Origin of the sequence: Paenibacillus sp. FSL R7-0331 (assembly GCF_000758645.1) — a bacterium.
Classification (GTDB): domain Bacteria; phylum Bacillota; class Bacilli; order Paenibacillales; family Paenibacillaceae; genus Paenibacillus_AQ; species Paenibacillus_AQ camerounensis.
Map to the genome: position 1 here is coordinate 6,725,655 of NZ_CP009284.1, position 18,299 is coordinate 6,743,953.

Sequence of the window (18,299 nt, forward strand, 5' to 3'; positions counted from 1 at the left end):
CGGGCGAGCATGAAAATAAAGCAACAGATTGGGTTGGCAACTATAACTTCTATACTGCTGCTCAGCAGTATGATCACTATAGCAATAGTCTCTCTTGAAGGATTACCTTTATATCTGTCCCTTGGCGCAGGTGCAGCAGGCATTCTGCTCTGCTTCTGCATGATGACACTGATACACCGCAATGTTACGCGGGGTATTGAACAGATCCGGTCTATATCACAAAATATTGCCGGAGACACGCTGGATGCCTCAGGAATAACTACGGGCAGGGATGAATTCGGGCAGCTGGCCCAGTCCTTTTACCGTCTGGGTGTTGATCTGCATCATAAGACCGCCGAAGAGCGTATTCTGCGCCTGAAGGCAGAGGAGCAGGCCTGGATTAATACAGAGGTTTCAGAGATGGCGCTGCGCCTGCAGGGCTCTGTGCATCTGCAGACTGCTGCTCGAATCTTCATCTCGCGGCTGTCAACTGCTGTCGGCGGAAGCTATGGCGCCATATACATGCTGCAGCATAACCGGCTGCAGTTCACAGCGGGCTATGCTTTTGACGAAGCCGCCGTAAGCCGCGAACCGTTTGCGCTCGGCAGCGGGCTGGTTGGCCAATGTGCAGTTGACAAGCAGATGCTTATCCTGAACGATTTGCCTGATAATTATATAAGAGTTCATTCCGGGCTGGGGGAGACACTCCCCTCTACACTGATTGTGTTTCCGCTTGTGTATGAGGCCGAGGTTGTCGCTGTAATTGAGCTGGCCACCCTGAAGGCGCTTGGCGACAAAGAGCGGCAATTAATCGAACGGACCAGCCAGAACATGGGCGTGCTGATCAACACTCTGGCCGATGTCGCCCGGATTGAGGAGCTGCTTAATCATACACAGCTGCAGAAGGAAGAGCTTGAAGCGCAGACAGAAGAGCTGCAGGCACAGACCCAGGAGCTGGAGGCGCAGACGGAGGAGCTTCGGGCGCAGACAGATGAACTGGCTACGTTCAATAGCAGTCTGCAGCACCAGATGGAGCTGACAGCACAGCAGAAGCTGGAGATTGAGGCTCAGGCTGATGAACTGTTGGCACAAACGGAGGAGCTTTCGGCTTCCAACCAGGATCTGCTGGTACAGATGAAGCTTACTGCACAGCAGAAAGAGGAAATCCAGGAGCAGGCGGACGAGCTGCTCGCACAAACCGAAGAGCTGCAGGACCAGAAGGAACAGCTTCAGGCTCAGGCCCAGGAGCTGCTTGCACAGACCGAGGAGCTCTCGGTCTCTAATGAGAATTTGCAGCTCCAGATGGAGCTGACTTCACGGCAAAAGTCGGAGATCGAGGCTCAGGCCGATGAACTGCTGGCACAGACGGAGGAGCTGGCAGCCTCCAACCAGGATCTGCTGGTACAGATGAAGCTTACTGCACAGCAGAAAGAGGAAATCCAGGAGCAGGCAGACGAGCTGCTCGCACAGACGGAAGAGCTGCTGAACCAGAAAGAACAGCTCCAGGCACAGGCTCAGGAGCTGGAAGAGCAGACGGAAGAACTGCTCACGCAAACGGAGGAGCTTGCTACCTCCAACAGCAATCTGCAGGATCAGATGAAGCTCACCTACCTGCAAAAAGAAGAGATCCAGAACCAGGCCGACGAGCTGCTTGCGCAGACAAGCGAGCTGCAGGACCAGAAGGAGCAGCTGGAGGCCCAGGCCCAGGAGCTGTTGGCCCAGACCGAGGAGCTGGCTGTGTCCAACAAGAGCCTGCTCACCCAAATGGAGCTGACAGAGCAGCAGAAGGAAGAGATCAGGGTTCAGGCGGAAGAGATCTTTATGGCTGCCCAGTACAAATCAGAATTCCTGGCCAATGTATCCCACGAGCTGCGGACACCGCTGAACAGCCTGCTGATCCTGTCACAGATTCTGGCTGAGAACAAAGAAGGTAATCTTGGGGCCAAGCAGTTGGAATATGTGCATACTATATTCTCAGCAGGCAAAGACCTGCTTCAGCTGATTGATGAAATTCTTGACCTGGCCAAGCTGGAGGTCGGTAAAATGACGGCTGTTATGGAGCCGGTGCCGGTTCATGATATCAGCAGCCATATCTACCGCCGGTTTGAGCAGCAGGCGAAAGCCAAGAATCTGCGCTTTGACGTACATTGTGACAGCCGGCTTCCTGAGCATCTGCTGACTGACGGGCACAGGCTTCAGCAGATTCTGAACAATCTGCTCTCCAACGCCCTGAAATTTACGCCTGAGCAGGGCTCCATCTCCCTGTCGATCCGGACAAGCGGCAATGAGATCATCTTCGCTGTCAGCGATACCGGGATTGGGATCGCCGCCTCCAAACTGGAGAGCATCTTCGAGGCGTTCCAGCAGGCTGACGGCACAACCAGCCGCAAATACGGGGGTACAGGCCTCGGCCTGACTATCTGCCGTGAGCTGGCCGGCATGCTGGGCGGAAGAATCGAGGTGGATTCAGTTGAAGGCAAGGGAAGCACCTTCTCCCTGATCCTGCCTGCTGAGCTCCCGGATGAGCTTGCCTTATCTCAGGCTGCTTCCGTCTTTGCTGCAGCCGCGAACCAGGACTATGCACCTGTTACGAATACTGAAGTTAAAGAGCATCCTTCATTCCGCGAATCCTTCGTTCCCGATATTTCGATTTCCAATCCGAAGCTGCTGCAGTTTGCAGAGATGGATGATGACCGGAATAACCTCGGGAACGGGGATACGCTGCTTCTGATCATTGAGGAGGATGCCGAGTTTGCGGCAATCCTGCTTAATCTTGCCCGCAGCAGAGGCTTCAAGGCCATCGTGGCCTTCCAGGGAGATCAGGGCCTTGCCCTCGCCCATGCCTACAAGCCGGATGCCATCCTGCTCGACCTGCATCTCCCGGTGCTTGACGGCTGGGCGATCATCAGCCGGCTGAAGAGCCGGCCGGAGCTGCGCCACATTCCGGTCCATGTTATATCTACTGCCGAAGAGAACCAGCAGAGTCTGGCGATGGGCGCCCTCTCCTTCTGGAAGAAGCCGAGCGACGAATCGGAGCTGGAAACAGCCTTCCTGCAGATCGAGACCTACATCCGCCGTCCGGTGAAGAGCCTGCTGATCGTGGAAGACAATCAGCTGCTGCGCAGCAGTCTGGTCGAATTCATTGCCCATCCGGATGTACGCGTCGTTGCCGTCGGCACAGGGCGTGAAGCCCTCGAGCAGCTAAGCAGCCATCACTTTGATTGCATGGTGCTTGACCTCGGGTTGTCGGATATCAGCGGCTTCGACCTAATGGAGCAGATCAAGACCAACCGCAAGCTGCAGACACTGCCGGTTATCATCTATACTGGCAAGGACCTCAGCAAAACTGACGAGCAGCGCCTGAAGCATTATGCCGAGAGCATCGTAATCAAGAATGTTCGCTCCATGGAACGGCTCTATGATGAAACTGCACTGTACCTGCACCGCAAGCATGCCGATCTGCCTCCGGACAAGCAGCAGCTGATAGAGAAGCTGCATAACCCGGAAGCTGCCTTTGCCGGTAAGCAGATTCTGCTGGTCGATGATGATATGCGTAATATTTTTGCTTTATCGAGTGTACTTGAGGGTTATAATATGGATATCAGCTTTGCCCAGAACGGGCTGGAAGCACTGGCGCATCTGGAGAAGCATCCGGAGACACAGCTTGTATTCATGGACATCATGATGCCGGAAATGGACGGATATGAGACAATGAAGCGGATACGGCAGAATCCGGAATATGATCATATCGTCATCATCGCCCTGACCGCCCGTGCACTGGAAGAGGACCGTACCAAATGCCTTCAGGCAGGGGCATCCGATTATATCTCGAAGCCGATTAATACAACGCAGCTTGTCACCGTTTTGAAGGTATGGTTAATCCAATAGCTTTTCATTATCACCATTTGTCACTTTCTATTTTATTGTGCCCCGGGAGGAACTATGGATTATCCTGTTAATATTTTGGTTGTAGATGATCGTCCCGATGAATTCCTCTCTGTTCAAGCCCTGCTTACGGATAAACCATACCGGCTGGTTCATGCCATGTCAGGAATGGATGCCTTAAAGTATCTGCTGGAGCAAGAGTTTGCCCTGATTATTATGGATGTCCTGATGCCGGATATGAACGGCTTTGAAACAGCCAAACGGATCAAGATGCGCAAAAAATCCAAGGATATTCCGATTATCTTTCTGACCTCGCTCACATCGGAGCTGGAGAATTATATGATGGCCTATACAGCCGGAGCGATTGATTTCCTGACCAAGCCGTTTCATCCCTTAGTGCTAAAGAGCAAAATTGACGGATTTGTCCGCATGTTTCAGAACCGCAAGGAGCTGCAGCTTAAGACGCAGGAGCTGGAGTCAGCCAATGCGGTGCTTACCGAGCTGAAGGAAACCGCCGAGGTCGCACTCCGGATCAAAAGCGGCTTTCTCGCCATGATGAGCCACGAAATCCGGACGCCGCTGAACGGGATTATCGCGATGTCTGATGTACTGCGAACCTCGGACCTGTCCTCCGGCGATCTGGAAATGGCCGATATCATCCATACCAGCGGCCACGCGCTGCTGTCGGTGATCAATCATATTCTGGACTTCACCAAAATTGAATCCGGCAAAATGGAGCTTGACTACGAGCTGTTTAATCTGCAATCCTGCCTCAAAGAAACGCTCGACCTGTTCAGAGCACTAGCCATGGAGCGCAGACTGGAGCTGGAAATGGTCATCGACCCCAATATTCCTGCCTTGCTGGTCGGAGATTCGAACCGCCTAAGACAGGTGCTTAACAACCTGATCGGCAATGCGGTCAAATTCACAGCCAGCGGCAGCATTAAAGTGACCGTCCGGCTCAGACAAGCGATGGACGGCGTGCTGCAGCTGGAGTTCCTAGTCGAAGATACCGGCATAGGCATTCCAGACGATAAAATGAAGTATTTATTCCAGCCCTTTACCCAGATCGATGCAACCATTACCCGGAACTTCGGCGGGACCGGGCTCGGCCTGTCCATCTGCAAAATGCTTGTTGAGCTGATGGGCGGCACCATCTATGCCAGAACAGGCATGGAGCAGGGGGCAGCTTTTGTGTTTACCATCCAGGTCACGGAGGGCACACCGGACTAGGATTGTTTAACTCCTCCCCAAATAAAACCGCAAGTTCTCCATGAAGGGGAGCTTGCGGTTTTATTTGGATCCGGGCTGCCCGGATTCTAGATGGGTCAGCTGCCCACCGCCGTAATCAGCACCGGCAGTACCAGGAAGGAAGCCAGCGTGGTCCAGACAATACAGCGCGATACCAGCGAAGGCGAGCTGCCGAACCGTTCGGCCAGTACAACCGAGTTAACGGCAACCGGCATGGAGGCCAGGACGAGCAGCACCGAGAACAAGGTGCCGGAGATATTAAGCAGTAGCAGAACCAGCAGGGCAATCAGCGGTGACAGCAGCATACGGACCGACAGGCCTGTCCAGAAGGCCAGCTGCACATTGCGCTCGGTATGTCCGGACCTCACCCTGACCATCTGGGCACCGAGAATCGCCAGCACCACCGGTGAATACGCTCCTGCTACCATAGATACCCCTGCGGCCAGCTCCTGCGGCAGCTGCAGACCCAGCCCCCGTAGCAGCAGAGCTAGCAGCGCCGCATAGACAGCCGGCAGGGCGAAGACCGACTTCACTGCACTTTTCACATTGAACTGTGACCGGGCTGCGAAATAGACGCCGATTGTATTCACAATAACCATCTGGACGATAACATAGACCGAAGCCTTATCAAGCCCCAGCTGGCCGAAGGCCAGCAGGACAAGCGGCAGCCCGTAGTTGACGCTATTCGTGAAGGTGGAGATCAGGGTCAGCCCGGCTGCCTCCGGCGGAGCCAGCTTCAGCAGCTTGCCGAGCACAACCGATACAAGCCACAGGAGCAGCAGATTTAGCAGCGCGAAGGCAATTGTCTGATATACATCGCCAAAGGAAATCTCGGCATTAGCGAGCGTATCAAGTATGATCGCCGGGGTCAGAAAGTACAGATAAAGCGTCAGCAAAGGCTTTGTATCCAGATTTTTATAGCGGGCCAGAAGCGCCCCTGCGGTAACGGGGATGGCCAGCGGCACAATAACCTCCAGTAAAGTCGATAATACCTGCTGTATCAAGGGACAGGACTCCTCTATTCAATAGTTAATCCCTACTATACCCCCGGATGCAGGCAGCGTCTAAGATTTGGAAGCAATATGCTTAATAGACACTGCCTATGGAGAGACTTCATATTATAGGCGGGCGGACCAGAAAAAATCCCTGTCCCCGGAAACCGGGAAACAGGGATTTCTAGTCATTAGTCTGCTTTGATCTCCAGGAGCTCATATTTGATGACGCCCATTGGAGCATTAACACTGATAATGTCGCCTACCTTTTTGCCGAGCAGCTCTTTGCCCAGGGGGCTTTCATACGAAATCTTGTTTTCCAGCACATCAGCCTCGGCTGGACCAACTACTCTGTATTCAATCTTTTCGGCGAATTCCATATCATTAAGAATAACAATAGTGCCCACGCTCACTGTGCTGAGATCCATGCTGCTGGCATCGACAACCTGTGCCTTTATCAGCATTTTCTCCAGGATCATAATGCGGGTTTCCATGAAGGACTGGTCTTCCTTGGCCGAGTGATACTCACTGTTCTCCTTAAGGTCACCATAGCTGATTGCCAGCTTAAGGCGGGCTGCAAGCTCTTTACGTCCTGGTCCCTTGAGCTCTCTGAGCTCTTCTTCAAGCTTGGCCAAACCTTCCTTGGTCAAGAATACTTCTTCATTAGACATGATCACAACTCCTATTTTTGCCTGCTTTATTGTATTCTACCCTATATTTCAGTTCTGTAAAAGGATTGACGAAAAGCGGCGCAGCTGGTAGATTAGATTAAATTAATCACACGAATTGACTCGGAATTACATTTTAGCCAAAGGGGCTGGTCACCATTAACTTTATTTTCTTTTCCCCGCATTTCCCTAAGAACAGTGCTGATTTCTGTATTCAGCTGCAGCGCCGGGGGGTATTCGTGCTCGGAATCGGCGATGCCGAATATGACCATTTGGAGGACAGGCTGCAGCTCGCGCTAACGGAATACTATAAGGTATCGGACCTCGAGGATTACGAAGAAATTCTGCGGGCCGTCGGCTATTTCACCCACAAATACGGCAAGATCGACCGGTTTGAGTCGCTGAATGAATACTGGCTGGAGCAGGATGCCGCGATCCGGACTGATTTTAACATCTACGGCACCAAAAATGATTTCGTCCAGAACCTGAAGCAGAAGTCCAGAATGAAGGAATTTTTCCGCAAAAGCGGGGTAAGCACCGTCCAGTTCTCGACCGGAACCACCCGGGAAAGCGTGGATGCTTTCATCCGAAGCGCCGGATTCCCGCTGGTGGTCAAGCCCGACCTCGGCTCCGGGGCCAGCAATACCTACAAGATTAATAATGAAGCTGAGCTGCAGCACTTTTTTGATAACAAGCCGGCGGATGTCCCGTTCATTATTGAAGAATTTATCGACGGGGTGATTCTCACCTATGACGGTCTGGTTGACAGTAACGGAGAAGTCCGGTTTGCCGTCAGCCATCTGTTCGAGAACAGTGTTATGGAGGTCGTCAACACAGACAACCACCTGTATTATTTCTGCCTGAAGGATATCAGTCCTGAGGTTGAAGAGGCCGGGCGGAGCATTCTGCATGCTTTTGATATTAGGGAGCGGTTCTTCCATATCGAGCTGTTCAAATCGAACAAGGATGGCCGGATCATTGCGCTCGAAGTCAATATGCGGCCGCCCGGTGCCTGGATGACGGATGCCATTAACTACTCCTATGATGTTGACGTGTACAAAGAATGGGCCGGAATGGTAGCTAGTAATGAGGTCGGCGGCCCGTATGAAGGCAAGTATTACACCGGCTATGCCAGCCGCAAGCACCACAAGCATTACACCCATAGCCATGAAGACATTTACCGTACTTACGGGGACAACATTGTCAATTACGCCGAGATTGAGGAAGTGTTCAGCAGAGCGATGGGCAACAGCGCTTATCAGTTCCGCTCCCCGGACCTTGAGACCGTCAGAGAAATCGTGAAATATATACAACAAGAAGAAGGATAGGATGTGTAACGGATGAGGACAAGCTACCGCAAGGAATACAGCCGTCACCTGAACAGGGACATGGAGTATAAAGTATACGGCCACGCCGGCAAACCGATGCTTGTCTTCCCCACCTCGCTCGGCCGGTTCTACCAGTATGAGGACTCCGGGATGATCGCGACACTCTCCGGGTTCATTGAAGCCGGCAAGCTGCAGATCTGGGCCTGCGACAGTATCGATGAGGAGACGTTTTTCTCCTCCCACTGGAATCATGAAGATAAGGCAATCCGGCATGAGCAGTATGACAAATACATCACGCAGGAGCTCATACCAAGCATTCTTCAGGAGAGCAAATGGAATAACGGCGGCGATGACCAGAAAATCCTGATTTCAGGCTGCTCGATGGGCGCCTATTACAGCGGCAGCTTCTTTTTCCGATATCCGCACTACTTCGATACCCTGATTGCCCTGAGCGGCGTCTATTCCACTTATTATTTCTTCGGCGATTATATGAGCGAGAACGTCTATCTCAATTCTCCGCTCCACTATCTGCCGAATCTGGCGGATGAGCACTACCTGAATGAGTACCGCAGCAGCAGGATCATCCTCTGTGTCGGCCAGGGTGCTTATGAAGATGAGATGCTGCATGAAACCCGGCTGATTCAGGAGCTTCTTCAGAATAAAGGCATTCCGGCGCAGGTCGATTACTGGGGGCATGATGTGAATCATGACTGGGACTGGTGGAATAAGCAGATTCATTATTATATGAGCGGTGTTTTGTAAAAAAGAACGACGAAAAGCCCCGGGGCACTTAGCTCCGGGGCTTTAAGACTTAATACGGTATGCCGTTACTCCGGCAGATGCTCTTTGCAGAACTGTGTCAGCTCGGCTTCCTCTTCATCCTCCAGGTCGAACTCCAGCAGCCTGCCGGTTGTTGTCTCCAGCAGATCGTAAGTGACCAGCACCGCTTCACCCGCTTCTGCTTTGACTACTGCCCGTACCGATACTCCGTTCTCTTCGTACAGTTCATCCTCTTCCGGAATATCCAGATTAATGACGAACTCATACCGCATCCCGCTCAGAATACCGAATGGATCTTTGATATTCTCGACTGTGTAGCTTGTAAATGTCAGCACAAACGAACCTTCTTTCTTTAGATAGCTTCTTGGGTTTTCTTGATCTGCTTGCTGCGCAGCTGCCCGCAGGCGGCGTCGATATCCACTCCATGCTCCAGCCGGGTGCTGACGCTGACTCCCTGCTTCTTGAGGGTGTCAAAGAAGGCGCGCACCACTTCCCGGTCAGTCCGCTGGTACTGGCTATGCTCATCGACCGGATTATACGGGATCAGATTGACATTGACCAGCTGACGGCGGTGTTCGCCGATCAGCTCAGCCAGCTCCAGCGCATGCTCATGCTGGTCGTTGATATCCTTCAGCAGAATATATTCCAGCGTAATCCGCCGGTTCGTCTTCTCCAGATAATAATCAATAGCAGGCATCAGCTTCTCAAGCGGAATGGCGCGGTTGATCTTCATAATCGAGGTCCGCAGCTCGTTATTCGGCGCATGGAGCGAAATCGCCAGATTCACCTGGGTATTCGCATCAGCAAATTCTCTAATTTTGCCGGCGAGGCCGCTTGTCGATACCGTGATGCCCTTCCCGGCGATTGCCAGCCCCTTATGATCCTTAACTGTAGTCAGGAAGTTCAGAAGGTGCGTAAAGTTATCAAACGGCTCGCCGATTCCCATCACCACCACATGGCTGACCCGCTGGCCCAGGCCGGCCTGATCCAGGTGCAGCTGAACCTTCATAATCTGCTCAACAATCTCACCGCTCGACAGGTCACGGCTCTTCGCCAGCAGCCCGCTCGCACAGAAGCTGCAGCCGATGTTGCAGCCGACCTGAGTGGTCACGCATACAGACAGTCCGTATTTCTGGCGCATCAGTACAGTTTCAATCAGGTTGCCGTCATTCAGGCGGAACAGGAACTTAATCGTTCCGTCAGCTGACTCCTGCTTCACATGCTCTTCCATGGTCTGAAACACAAAGTGCTCGGACAGCAGCTTGACACACTCCTTGTTCGCCTCAGTCATATCAGCAAAATCCGTAACCCGCTTGCGGTATACATATTCCCAAACCTTGGCTGCGCGGGATTTCTTGTGCCCGTGCTCCAGCAGCCAGGAAGACAACGCTTCTAAAGTTAATCCATAAATGGATTGTTTGTTCATGGTTTACCTCTTTTCAAAGCATTAAAGTGCAATCTGTTCTAACTTTCAATTCTAACTTTCACAGCCCATTATGCCAACAACAAATATCTTCTCATTCTCTCAAATTTTACGTATTAAAACAAGAGGAATCCGCAGTTCAGCAGCTTCAGTTGCAATATTACACAAAGCTTTCACAACCAGGACTGTAGAGCCCGGCCTCCGCTGTCATGCAGCTATATGACAAACCAAACAGCGCCCCCTTCCGGTACTGCGGGGACGCTGTTAAGGCAGATTATTCAGTTGTGAATCCGCTGCTATTTAAAGACGGCAAATTTCAGTCCCCGTCCCTTCAGAAAGTCAATAATTTCTGGAAGCGCCTGAACGGTAATCTGCTTCTCATGCAGCAGATAGATACCTCCCGAAGGATCAGTCCTGTAAAAATAATCAAGAATGGCTTCCTTGCTCCCGGCCTTCCAGTCCTCCGGGTCACGGTTCCAGAGCAGCACCTTGAGCTGCTGCCTGCCAGCCTCCTCGGCCAGCGCCCGGTTCACCGCTCCATAAGGCGGCCGGAAAATGGTGACTGGCGCAGTGACAAGCTGCTCCAGTGACCGGTTCGCCTGCTCCAGATTACTCCGGTTCTCCTCCGGCGAATTAGCCGTCATATCACTGTGATCCCAGGAATGGTTCCCCACCGGCATTCCATGCTCCCCGGCATAGCGGACCGCACCGGGATAACGGCTGACATTCCGGCCGATGAACAGAAAATTCGCCGCGACTCCTTCCTTCGCCAGGATATCTACCAGCTGTTCGGTATATGGGGAAGGGCCGTCATCAAAGGAGAGGGCAACATAGCCCTCCGGCAGGCTGTATTCGTAGCTGTCCCCGGACAGCTCGACCGTCTCATACAGCGGCTGCGGCTGAGCGGCCAGCTCCACTGGTGCCGGAGCAGGCCGGGCCGGCTGGCTCTGATTCGCGGGCAGCTGTAATCCGGCTGAGTCCGTTGGATTAGGTATTCCTGCTAGCCTGTGCATGGAATCTGAATCTGTATTTAGAGCCGCAGCAGCGCTGCCAGTACCCGCCGCCCTCCTTGTGTCCCCCGCAGGTACACTGGCTGAAGCCCTGTCTGTCTTCGCGCTATCCTCTTTGGCTTCAGCACTGTTTGCAAACAGCCACGTCTCCCCTCCGTCCATACGCAGCAGGAGCAGAGCCAGCACAAAGCCGAACAGCAGGCCGCGCAGCAGCACAGTCTGTTTATATTTAAGTCCCGATAATGCTGCCCGCTTATGTACTGAGGGTACAGAGATGTTGCGGACATTCTCCCCGGCCTCCTGCCGTGCTGCCTGCCGGGAGGGGGAATCTTCTTGTTCCATCAGCGCACGCAGCTGCTCCCCGTAGCTCTCTGAGCAGTTAAAGTACAGGGTTTCGCTGAAGGTGTCCCGCATCCGGACCAGACTGCTGAAGTATGTATGGCGGAAAGGGTCCCATTTCATATATAAGGACAGGCGCACCTTATGCCCGCTTAGGGGGACGAGCGCAGCGATTTGCAGATATGTATGTTCATCAATGCTGAGTATATGTCTTGTGCAGCCGTCCCGGCGGGTTATTCCCACCTCCAATTGACAGTCTCCGTCCCGGCTGCCGAGCGCCAGCAGTTCGACCAGCAGACCAGAATGATTATTATGTACAGCCATACCGTCTATGTATCCCCGTATTCTTCATTACGTTCTGCGTCGGGGCTGCCGCTGCTGAAGGGAGCGGTCATCCGGCTCGTAAAATCGCTGATCATTCCGGAGAGATACGCCTTCTCCTGCCGTGCTGTTTCGTATTTCTGCTGCAGATGCCCGTTCTCCGTCTCCAGCCGGCTGATCTTCTCCTCCAGCTCAATAATCCGCTTGTGCTTATCCACATGGGCTTCATGATGCTTCTGCATCAGCTTCGCGTACTTTTGCTGCTCCAGATCGAGCGTGCTTTTGAGCTCATCCACCTTCGCTGACATTGTATCCTGGAGCTCACGGTGATCCTCTAATACCTGATCGATCTTCAGATTCTTCTCGGACATCCGCTGCTCCAGCTCCAGAATATCCTTCTCCCGGTCTTCAATGACCTTGTTCAGATTCCGCAGCTCCTTGCCAAGCCGCTCAATATGGCTGCCCGAGTGATTCAGGCGGTCCAAGAGCTCATCATTGCTTGCTTCGGCGTGTGCTCTGGCCTGAATCATCTGCTCTACCGCAAAAATCAGATCCAGCGCCTTCTTATCCGGCTGTGTCTTGCCAGCAGCGATCAGGCCGGACTGTCTGTCACTCCGGCCGCTGCTGCCCGGCTCAGCGGCAGATGCTTCCTCCTGCGGCGCCGGCGCTATCCCGGGATTCGGTACCCGTTCTGCCGCCTCTTTTTTCCTGAAAAAAGGACCTGCCATCTATCCATCACCTCGAGATAAAATGTCAAAAAATGTCGAGCATTCACGAGATTATTATAGATGATTTATCCGGTCCGGAAGTGAGTCGAATTGTCTAACTTTCCGTTATATATCCAAAGGACTATTTTAACTGGCAAGGGATAATTATCCAAGCCTTTAGTCTGATCTCCCTTTAACGGAAAAGCAAAAAACGCAGCCCGAAAGGACTACGCTGTCTGCAACTGAGCGGTTTATTTGTAGAGTACCTTCTCCACATTGTATTTAGCTCTGAGCTTATTCACAATGTACGTTTCGTAAATCTCCCGGTCCACCGGATCTTCAACGATGCAGACTTCAATCTTCGTCACTTCGTCGCGGTGCGGCTTCATTACGGAGACACTATCCTCGAAATGCTTCTTGATTCGCGGTCTAAGCTTTCTGGCCTTGCCCACGAACAGCAGTTCATCCTTATCGTTGTAGAACATAAAGATGCCGCCCGCTTCCCGCGTAATCAGGTGAAAGTCGGTGAAGCCGTAAATATGGCTCAGCACCGGGTTCTCTTGCTTGAATATCGTGACTTCCGGTGCAGGAATGGTAATACTGATCATTTGAGCTCACTTCCCTCTTACATAGGCTAAGATTAAATAGTATCACAGATCAAACAGCCTGACTATTGATGAAAAGGACATTTCATGGAGGGTTCATCATCGGCAGGGTTCCTGTCCAGTCCCGCATAAGCCGGCTTCTGATAAATCAGGCGCGGGCTGAGGTTAAGCTCCTTAAGCTTGTTATCCTCCCAGATTGGTGTCGAGGAGGGTGACATCGGCGGGATCAGCCAATGCCATTTGCCGGACACCTCCCGGCCCCTCTGCTTCTCCTGCTCCTGAAACCGGACAAACTGGTCAGCGGCTGTATGATGATCCACAATGCTGACCCCCGCCTGCTTAAATGAATGCAGTACAGCTCGGTTCAGCTCCAGCAGTGCCCGGTCCTTCCAGAGCGAGGTATTGGTTGAACGGTCCAGCCCCAGCAGCTCAGCCACCGCCGGAAGGCGGTTATACCGTCCGGTATCCCCCAGATTGCGGGAGCCGATCTCCGTCTCCATATACCAGCCGTTAAACGGCGCAGCCGGGTAAAAGACCCCGCCGATCTCCAGCAGCATGTCGGACACGACCGGAACAGCATACCAGCGCAGGCCCAGCTCGCTGAACCGCCCAATCTCCGGATGGCTGAGCGGCACCTCCTGGACCAGCGCCTCAGGGATTGTGAACCAGCGCGGCGGCTCCTCCCCGATGCTGATAACCAGCGGCAGCACGTCAAAATCGCCCCCGCTGCCCTGCCAGCCGAGCTTGCGGCAGACTGCCGTAAAGGCATCCGAGGCCGGATCGCCGCGGCGGGGCTGTCCGTCTTCCTCCGGGTATCCGGCATACCGGATCAGCTGATGGTTCCAGATCCGGATGTCTGTCTCCGGTTCCCGGCCGCTGCGGAGCACGGTCATTACCGGACGGATACGGCCGCCGTTGCCGGCCCGCTCCAGATGCCGGAACAGAGCTTCAGCCACCTGAAGGGCCGTCTCAGCCTGGCGGGCATCTATGACCTCCAGGGTATGCCAGAACAGCCGGCCGATACAGCGGCTGTTATTCCGCCAGGCCATTTTGGCACCGTGCGCGAGCTCTTCCGCTGTATGATGATAGGTTCCCGTCTGTCTGATTTCATTATGTACTGCTTCTATGCGCTGCTTCAGCTCAGCAGGTGACTTCTCTAATTCACTGTAGCACTGCCGGAGGAAGGATTCAGCCTGTTCCAACTGTGCTTGCATGCTTAATTCGCTGCAGGTCTGTATTTCCATAGAGTCCTCTTTCTATAAATAGTGTAAATTATTCCTGCAATCTTATATGATTATTTACAGGTACTAATTGAATAAAAAGACTGGAGGAGCTAAGATATGCTCGGAATCAAATTGAACCGTGAGGGTGAAAACCTCATCATCCGCTGGCAGCTGACTAAGATCGAAATACCCGTTACCGAAATAACAGAGATCACGCTGGATAACACCTATGGAGGCTCTGACAAGGATGCCATTCGTATAGGAACACCCTATGGGACCACCGGCAGAGTTCTTATCCGGACAAAGCAGCGCGCTTATCTATTATTTACCTCAGACGCTGAGGTTATCAAGGGCAAAACAGAGCGGCTGTTAAATACGGGCAGCTGACAGTGAATAAAACGCAAATGATTGGAGGCTAACTCATGAGCAAATACGGCATGTATGCCAAATTTACCGCGAAGCCAGGCGACCGCGATGCGCTCGCAGCCATACTGCTGGAAAGTGCCGCTGCGGCTGAATCGGCAGCAGATTGTGAGCTGTATATCATCAATCATTCTGAGACAGAGCCTGATGTCCTTTGGGTAACAGAGGTATGGTCCAGCCAGGAGGCTCATGCAGCCTCGCTTACTCTTGAAGCTACAAGAGCAGCGATCCAGCGGGCGATGCCGCTGATTGCAGCTGTGGAGTCAACCAGGCTCCGGCCGGTAGGCGGGAAAGGCCTGAGCTTTAGCAATGGCGGGTAGAGCAGTATTCCTTGGCGGAGCCTGATCATTCCTGCGTCAAGCTGACTGCTGCGCCGGCTGCCCCCTGCACCAAAAGGCAGAGGGCAGCACTCCCTTAATCGTTATCCAGCTCCGCCAGCCTCGCTATAATTCTCCGTTTGCGGTAGAGCATCTGCGCCGCCTCCGCAACATCCTCAAGTGCCTTGCGGTTGGTAAACGCGCCGAAGAACATTCCGGCAACCGGAACCGTCTGCAGCAGCTTCTTCCAGCCCCAGTTATCCCGGTATACCGTGATAACTTCCTTCCAGCCCTGAATTTTGGAGACCGCCGCATTGGTCCCTGCTGTAATATCCCCGTTACCTCCGGCCTGCAGGTTCAGCTCCTGAAGAATGGTCCGCTTGCCGACAATATCGGAAGAGGCGAATTGCATTACTTTTACGGTAAATATCCGTTCTGCCTTATCGGTAGGATCATAGCCGTAGCATAGACCGATCTCCTGAATGACCTTCAGTGACAGCCCCATTATCGCCGGGATATCTGCCGCCAGCGTGAACACACCGCCGAAGCCCGTTGTCGCCCCCTGCACTGTAGCGACATTCCGGCTGCTCCCGCTAAGCTTCTCTGCGGCTGCATCCATAACGGCCAGCGGATAAGGACCCTGCTCCGGGGCGCCTGCTGACCGGCTGGCAGCCTCCATCAGCTGGCCCACCTTACGCCCGGCTACAAGGTAATTTCCCCCGTTCTGAATATAGCTGCCCAGCTCGTCCAGCAGCTTGCCTATCTTTTCATGGATAACCTTCGGAGTAACCTTGTCGAGCAGCTTGAACGGCAGGCGGGTGATCCGGTCCCAGATCATCAGCTTATTCTGCTCCTTCTCCCATGCAGTGATTCCGGCAAGGGCAGCCAGTAATTCTTCCCGTGTCTCCAGTATTGCCGTAAGCTCCACATTATCCGGCATACAATCCCCTCCTTATTGTTAACCTTTTGCCCGCTGCGGCAGGCTGCGCTGCTTTTGAGGTTCTACGCATGGCCTGTACCGGCGGTTTCGCATCTCTTAGATGATTAACCGGAATAAGCAGGCTTGAATGCCGGACTGCAGAAACCATCCGGGCTTTCAGAGCCGTTCACAGACAAAAAAGACATTCCCGGACAATGCCGGGAATGCCGGAACCCTGCTGCGGATGCAGCCTCAATCCTCAAACTGTCCAAGCTGCTTCAGTCCGGCCAGCCGTTCCTTCTCATCAGCCAGCCTTTCTTCACTCAGCTCCACACCATGTCCGTCAACCGAACCTTCCGGTGCATGGCGGACGGCTTCCTCGGCGTGCTCCAGACTGTTCTCCGCCTGTGCCAGCGTCTGCTCATTCGGGTGGCTCAGCGCCTGGGACACTGCATTATGCAGCTTGGTTACCGAATCCTGCGCCTGATCAACCGTGCTGTTACTCCGCAGGCTGGACTCATAATGTTTCATTCTTGATATTCCCCCTTCTCTCACGCTGTCGTTCCTCTTTAGGATGGATAGGGGGAGGCGTTCTTATGCACCGGGCAAGGCCGTGCAGCTTAGATTAGAAAGATGGCGGTGACCGTCATCGCCGCCAGACCCAGCAGGACCGGCTTCAGATTGCGCCGGGCCAGCTCGAACGGGCTGACGCCGCAGATGGCGGCAGCGGGAATGAGCGCCCACGGGATCAGGGTGCCGCCGCCGACCCAGATGGCGGCTACCTGCCCAAGGGCGGTCAGTGTGGCGGCGCCGGAATGGATCGCCGCCGCGAACATCTGGGCAATCGAGCCGGCCAGCGAGATGCCGGAGAAGCCGGAGCCGTCGAGACCGGTGATCGCGCCGATCACCGTCAGCGTTACGGCTCCCACTGCGCCGTTAAGCGGCACATGCTCCGCCAGGGCGACGCCGAGGTCGTTGACGATGCCGTGCGAGCCGTCCGGCAGCACGTTGCCGTACAGCGCGGTGAATGCGGAGTCACCAAGATAGAAGAACGCGGCGATCGGGATAACCGGGCCAAATACCTTAAAGCCGAAGACGAAGCCTTCAATAAGGTAGGAGGTCGTCTTCTCCAGACCCTGATTATGGTGTGCCAGCAGCGTGGTCACAATCAGAATGAGTACAGCCGTGCCGCCGACAAGCGCTGTCGCATCGCCTCCCTGCAGGTTCAGGACGAACATGCAGATGACATCGAGCAGGAACAGCAGCGGGATGGCGACAGCCAGCCCTTTGCGCAGCCCTGCACTCATATAGACCGGAGCCGACTCATCCGGTCCGGATGCCGCGAGGTCTGAGGACCCTTTTCCCGTAACAAGTCCGTCTCTCCAGATTCCGTTCTTCTGGTCCCTGCGCATCATCCAGAAGGCGGTAACCGTAGTTACCAGCCCCATGACAATGACCAGCGGTACACTCGCCTGCATCACACTGGATACCGGAAGGCCGGCCGCATCAGCAGTGAGCTTCGGAGCGCCCTGAATAATGTAATCGCCTGATAAAGCGATGCCGTGCCCGAACAGGTTCATCGCCATCGCCGCCCCGAGTGCCGGCAGACCGACCCGGACCGCCACCGGGAGCAGCACAGCACCGACCAGCGCAACAGCGGGTGAAGGCCAGAAGAAAAAAGAGGTTACCATCATAATCAGCCCGATGCCCCAGTAAGCCATCGCCGGCGTCCGCAGGAAGCGGGTGAGCGGAGCGACCATCGTTTCGTTGATGCCCGTAATGATCAGAATCCGGCTCATCGCCACAATAATGGAGATAATCATAATGGTGCCCATCAGTTCCTTGGTCGCGTAAATGAACGAATTGAATATTCCCGATACGGAGCCGGTTACGGTCGATGTAGCCAGCAGCCCCAAGGCGAAAATCCCGGCCACACAGATCATTGTCGTATCACGGCGCCGGATCAGCAGCGCCAGAATGAATACGATAAAAACCAGATATACATAGTGGATTGCACTTAAATGGATGCCCATTGTGAAGCGCGCCCCCTTTCTTCTATAGCAGAATGGTGCTATATGCTATGCAGAAGGATGGGCTTATGTTCGCAGGCTCCGTGCCGGTACGACAAA

The 18,299-nt window shown here is 53.8% G+C and carries 17 protein-coding genes; 6 read left to right on the forward strand and 11 right to left on the reverse strand.

All coding sequences use genetic code 11. The features are described 5' to 3' along the window. The first annotated feature begins 9 nt into the window (after window positions 1–9). Entirely contained in the window at window positions 10–3,867 is a 3,858-nt protein-coding gene (locus R70331_RS31355; protein WP_081947798.1) for a response regulator, read from the forward strand. Window positions 3,868–3,921: 54 nt separating this feature from the next. Further along, window positions 3,922–5,097 (forward strand): ATP-binding response regulator, encoded by a 1,176-nt coding sequence (locus R70331_RS29265; protein ID WP_042181632.1) that lies wholly within the window; start codon window positions 3,922–3,924, stop codon window positions 5,095–5,097. 95 nt (window positions 5,098–5,192) lie between these two features. Here the strand turns inward: R70331_RS29265 and R70331_RS29270 are convergent, their stop codons facing one another. Continuing rightward, window positions 5,193–6,119, reverse strand: a complete 927-nt coding sequence (locus R70331_RS29270; RefSeq protein ID WP_042181634.1) for an AEC family transporter — start codon at window positions 6,117–6,119, stop codon at window positions 5,193–5,195. 179 nt (window positions 6,120–6,298) lie between these two features. After that, on the reverse strand, window positions 6,299–6,778 hold the full coding sequence (gene greA / locus R70331_RS29275; protein ID WP_042181636.1) for a transcription elongation factor GreA: 480 nt from the start codon (window positions 6,776–6,778) through the stop codon (window positions 6,299–6,301). A 236-nt stretch (window positions 6,779–7,014) separates the two neighbouring features. On the opposite strand from greA, the gene R70331_RS29280 reads away from it, so the two are divergent. Continuing rightward, window positions 7,015–8,103, forward strand: a complete 1,089-nt coding sequence (locus tag R70331_RS29280) for an ATP-grasp domain-containing protein (RefSeq protein WP_231576375.1) — start codon at window positions 7,015–7,017, stop codon at window positions 8,101–8,103. A 12-nt stretch (window positions 8,104–8,115) separates the two neighbouring features. Continuing rightward, window positions 8,116–8,865, forward strand: a complete 750-nt coding sequence (locus tag R70331_RS29285; RefSeq protein ID WP_042181639.1) for an esterase family protein — start codon at window positions 8,116–8,118, stop codon at window positions 8,863–8,865. 65 nt (window positions 8,866–8,930) lie between these two features. Here R70331_RS29285 and R70331_RS29290 read toward each other — a convergent pair whose 3' ends face one another. The 6 genes from R70331_RS29290 to R70331_RS29315 all read right to left on the reverse strand — a co-directional run bounded on the left by R70331_RS29290 (window position 8,931) and on the right by R70331_RS29315 (window position 14,532). Beyond that, window positions 8,931–9,218, reverse strand: a complete 288-nt coding sequence (locus R70331_RS29290; protein WP_042181641.1) for a DUF6509 family protein — start codon at window positions 9,216–9,218, stop codon at window positions 8,931–8,933. Window positions 9,219–9,235: 17 nt separating this feature from the next. Continuing rightward, window positions 9,236–10,309 (reverse strand): dual-specificity RNA methyltransferase RlmN, encoded by a 1,074-nt coding sequence (gene rlmN / locus R70331_RS29295; RefSeq protein ID WP_042181643.1) that lies wholly within the window; start codon window positions 10,307–10,309, stop codon window positions 9,236–9,238. A 293-nt stretch (window positions 10,310–10,602) separates the two neighbouring features. Beyond that, window positions 10,603–11,979 carry a polysaccharide deacetylase family protein gene (locus tag R70331_RS30845; RefSeq protein ID WP_052419269.1) on the reverse strand — a complete coding sequence of 459 codons (1,377 nt, stop codon included), beginning with the start codon at window positions 11,977–11,979 and terminating at the stop codon, window positions 10,603–10,605. Window positions 11,980–11,984: 5 nt separating this feature from the next. After that, window positions 11,985–12,704, reverse strand: coding sequence for a hypothetical protein (locus R70331_RS29305; protein ID WP_042181645.1), 720 nt, complete (start codon window positions 12,702–12,704; stop codon window positions 11,985–11,987). 230 nt (window positions 12,705–12,934) lie between these two features. Then, entirely contained in the window at window positions 12,935–13,291 is a 357-nt protein-coding gene (locus R70331_RS29310) for a nucleotide excision repair endonuclease (protein WP_042181647.1), read from the reverse strand. 62 nt (window positions 13,292–13,353) lie between these two features. Then, window positions 13,354–14,532, reverse strand: a complete 1,179-nt coding sequence (locus R70331_RS29315; protein WP_042181649.1) for a nitric oxide synthase oxygenase — start codon at window positions 14,530–14,532, stop codon at window positions 13,354–13,356. Window positions 14,533–14,628: 96 nt separating this feature from the next. Between R70331_RS29315 and R70331_RS29320 the strand changes: the two genes are divergently transcribed. Then, a complete protein-coding gene (locus R70331_RS29320; RefSeq protein ID WP_042181651.1) occupies window positions 14,629–14,898 on the forward strand; it encodes a SunI/YnzG family protein in 270 nt (89 codons plus the stop codon). 35 nt (window positions 14,899–14,933) lie between these two features. After that, a complete protein-coding gene (locus tag R70331_RS29325; RefSeq protein WP_042181653.1) occupies window positions 14,934–15,254 on the forward strand; it encodes a putative quinol monooxygenase in 321 nt (106 codons plus the stop codon). 94 nt (window positions 15,255–15,348) lie between these two features. Here R70331_RS29325 and R70331_RS29330 read toward each other — a convergent pair whose 3' ends face one another. The 3 genes from R70331_RS29330 to R70331_RS29340 all read right to left on the reverse strand — a co-directional run bounded on the left by R70331_RS29330 (window position 15,349) and on the right by R70331_RS29340 (window position 18,203). Further along, window positions 15,349–16,191, reverse strand: a complete 843-nt coding sequence (locus R70331_RS29330; protein WP_042181655.1) for an EcsC family protein — start codon at window positions 16,189–16,191, stop codon at window positions 15,349–15,351. A 231-nt stretch (window positions 16,192–16,422) separates the two neighbouring features. Further along, window positions 16,423–16,701: a hypothetical protein gene (locus R70331_RS29335; RefSeq protein ID WP_042181657.1), complete on the reverse strand. Its 279-nt coding sequence runs from the start codon at window positions 16,699–16,701 to the stop codon at window positions 16,423–16,425. Between the two features lie 89 nt (window positions 16,702–16,790). Continuing rightward, window positions 16,791–18,203 (reverse strand): hypothetical protein, encoded by a 1,413-nt coding sequence (locus R70331_RS29340; RefSeq protein ID WP_042181659.1) that lies wholly within the window; start codon window positions 18,201–18,203, stop codon window positions 16,791–16,793. Window positions 18,204–18,299 lie beyond the last annotated feature (96 nt).

What these genes read in the sequence shown, in the direction of transcription:
- R70331_RS31355 (WP_081947798.1), top strand. Translation starts at nt 10, where the DNA reads ATGAAAATAAAGCAACAGATTGGGTTGGCAACTATAACTTCTATACTG.
- R70331_RS29265 (WP_042181632.1), top strand. Translation starts at nt 3,922, where the DNA reads ATGGATTATCCTGTTAATATTTTGGTTGTAGATGATCGTCCCGATGAA.
- greA (WP_042181636.1), bottom strand. Translation starts at nt 6,778, where the DNA reads ATGTCTAATGAAGAAGTATTCTTGACCAAGGAAGGTTTGGCCAAGCTT.
- R70331_RS29285 (WP_042181639.1), top strand. Translation starts at nt 8,116, where the DNA reads ATGAGGACAAGCTACCGCAAGGAATACAGCCGTCACCTGAACAGGGAC.
- rlmN (WP_042181643.1), bottom strand. Translation starts at nt 10,309, where the DNA reads ATGAACAAACAATCCATTTATGGATTAACTTTAGAAGCGTTGTCTTCC.
- R70331_RS30845 (WP_052419269.1), bottom strand. Translation starts at nt 11,979, where the DNA reads ATGGCTGTACATAATAATCATTCTGGTCTGCTGGTCGAACTGCTGGCG.
- R70331_RS29305 (WP_042181645.1), bottom strand. Translation starts at nt 12,704, where the DNA reads ATGGCAGGTCCTTTTTTCAGGAAAAAAGAGGCGGCAGAACGGGTACCG.
- R70331_RS29310 (WP_042181647.1), bottom strand. Translation starts at nt 13,291, where the DNA reads ATGATCAGTATTACCATTCCTGCACCGGAAGTCACGATATTCAAGCAA.
- R70331_RS29315 (WP_042181649.1), bottom strand. Translation starts at nt 14,532, where the DNA reads ATGGAAATACAGACCTGCAGCGAATTAAGCATGCAAGCACAGTTGGAA.
- R70331_RS29320 (WP_042181651.1), top strand. Translation starts at nt 14,629, where the DNA reads ATGCTCGGAATCAAATTGAACCGTGAGGGTGAAAACCTCATCATCCGC.
- R70331_RS29325 (WP_042181653.1), top strand. Translation starts at nt 14,934, where the DNA reads ATGAGCAAATACGGCATGTATGCCAAATTTACCGCGAAGCCAGGCGAC.
- R70331_RS29330 (WP_042181655.1), bottom strand. Translation starts at nt 16,191, where the DNA reads ATGCCGGATAATGTGGAGCTTACGGCAATACTGGAGACACGGGAAGAA.
- R70331_RS29335 (WP_042181657.1), bottom strand. Translation starts at nt 16,701, where the DNA reads ATGAAACATTATGAGTCCAGCCTGCGGAGTAACAGCACGGTTGATCAG.
- R70331_RS29340 (WP_042181659.1), bottom strand. Translation starts at nt 18,203, where the DNA reads ATGGGCATCCATTTAAGTGCAATCCACTATGTATATCTGGTTTTTATC.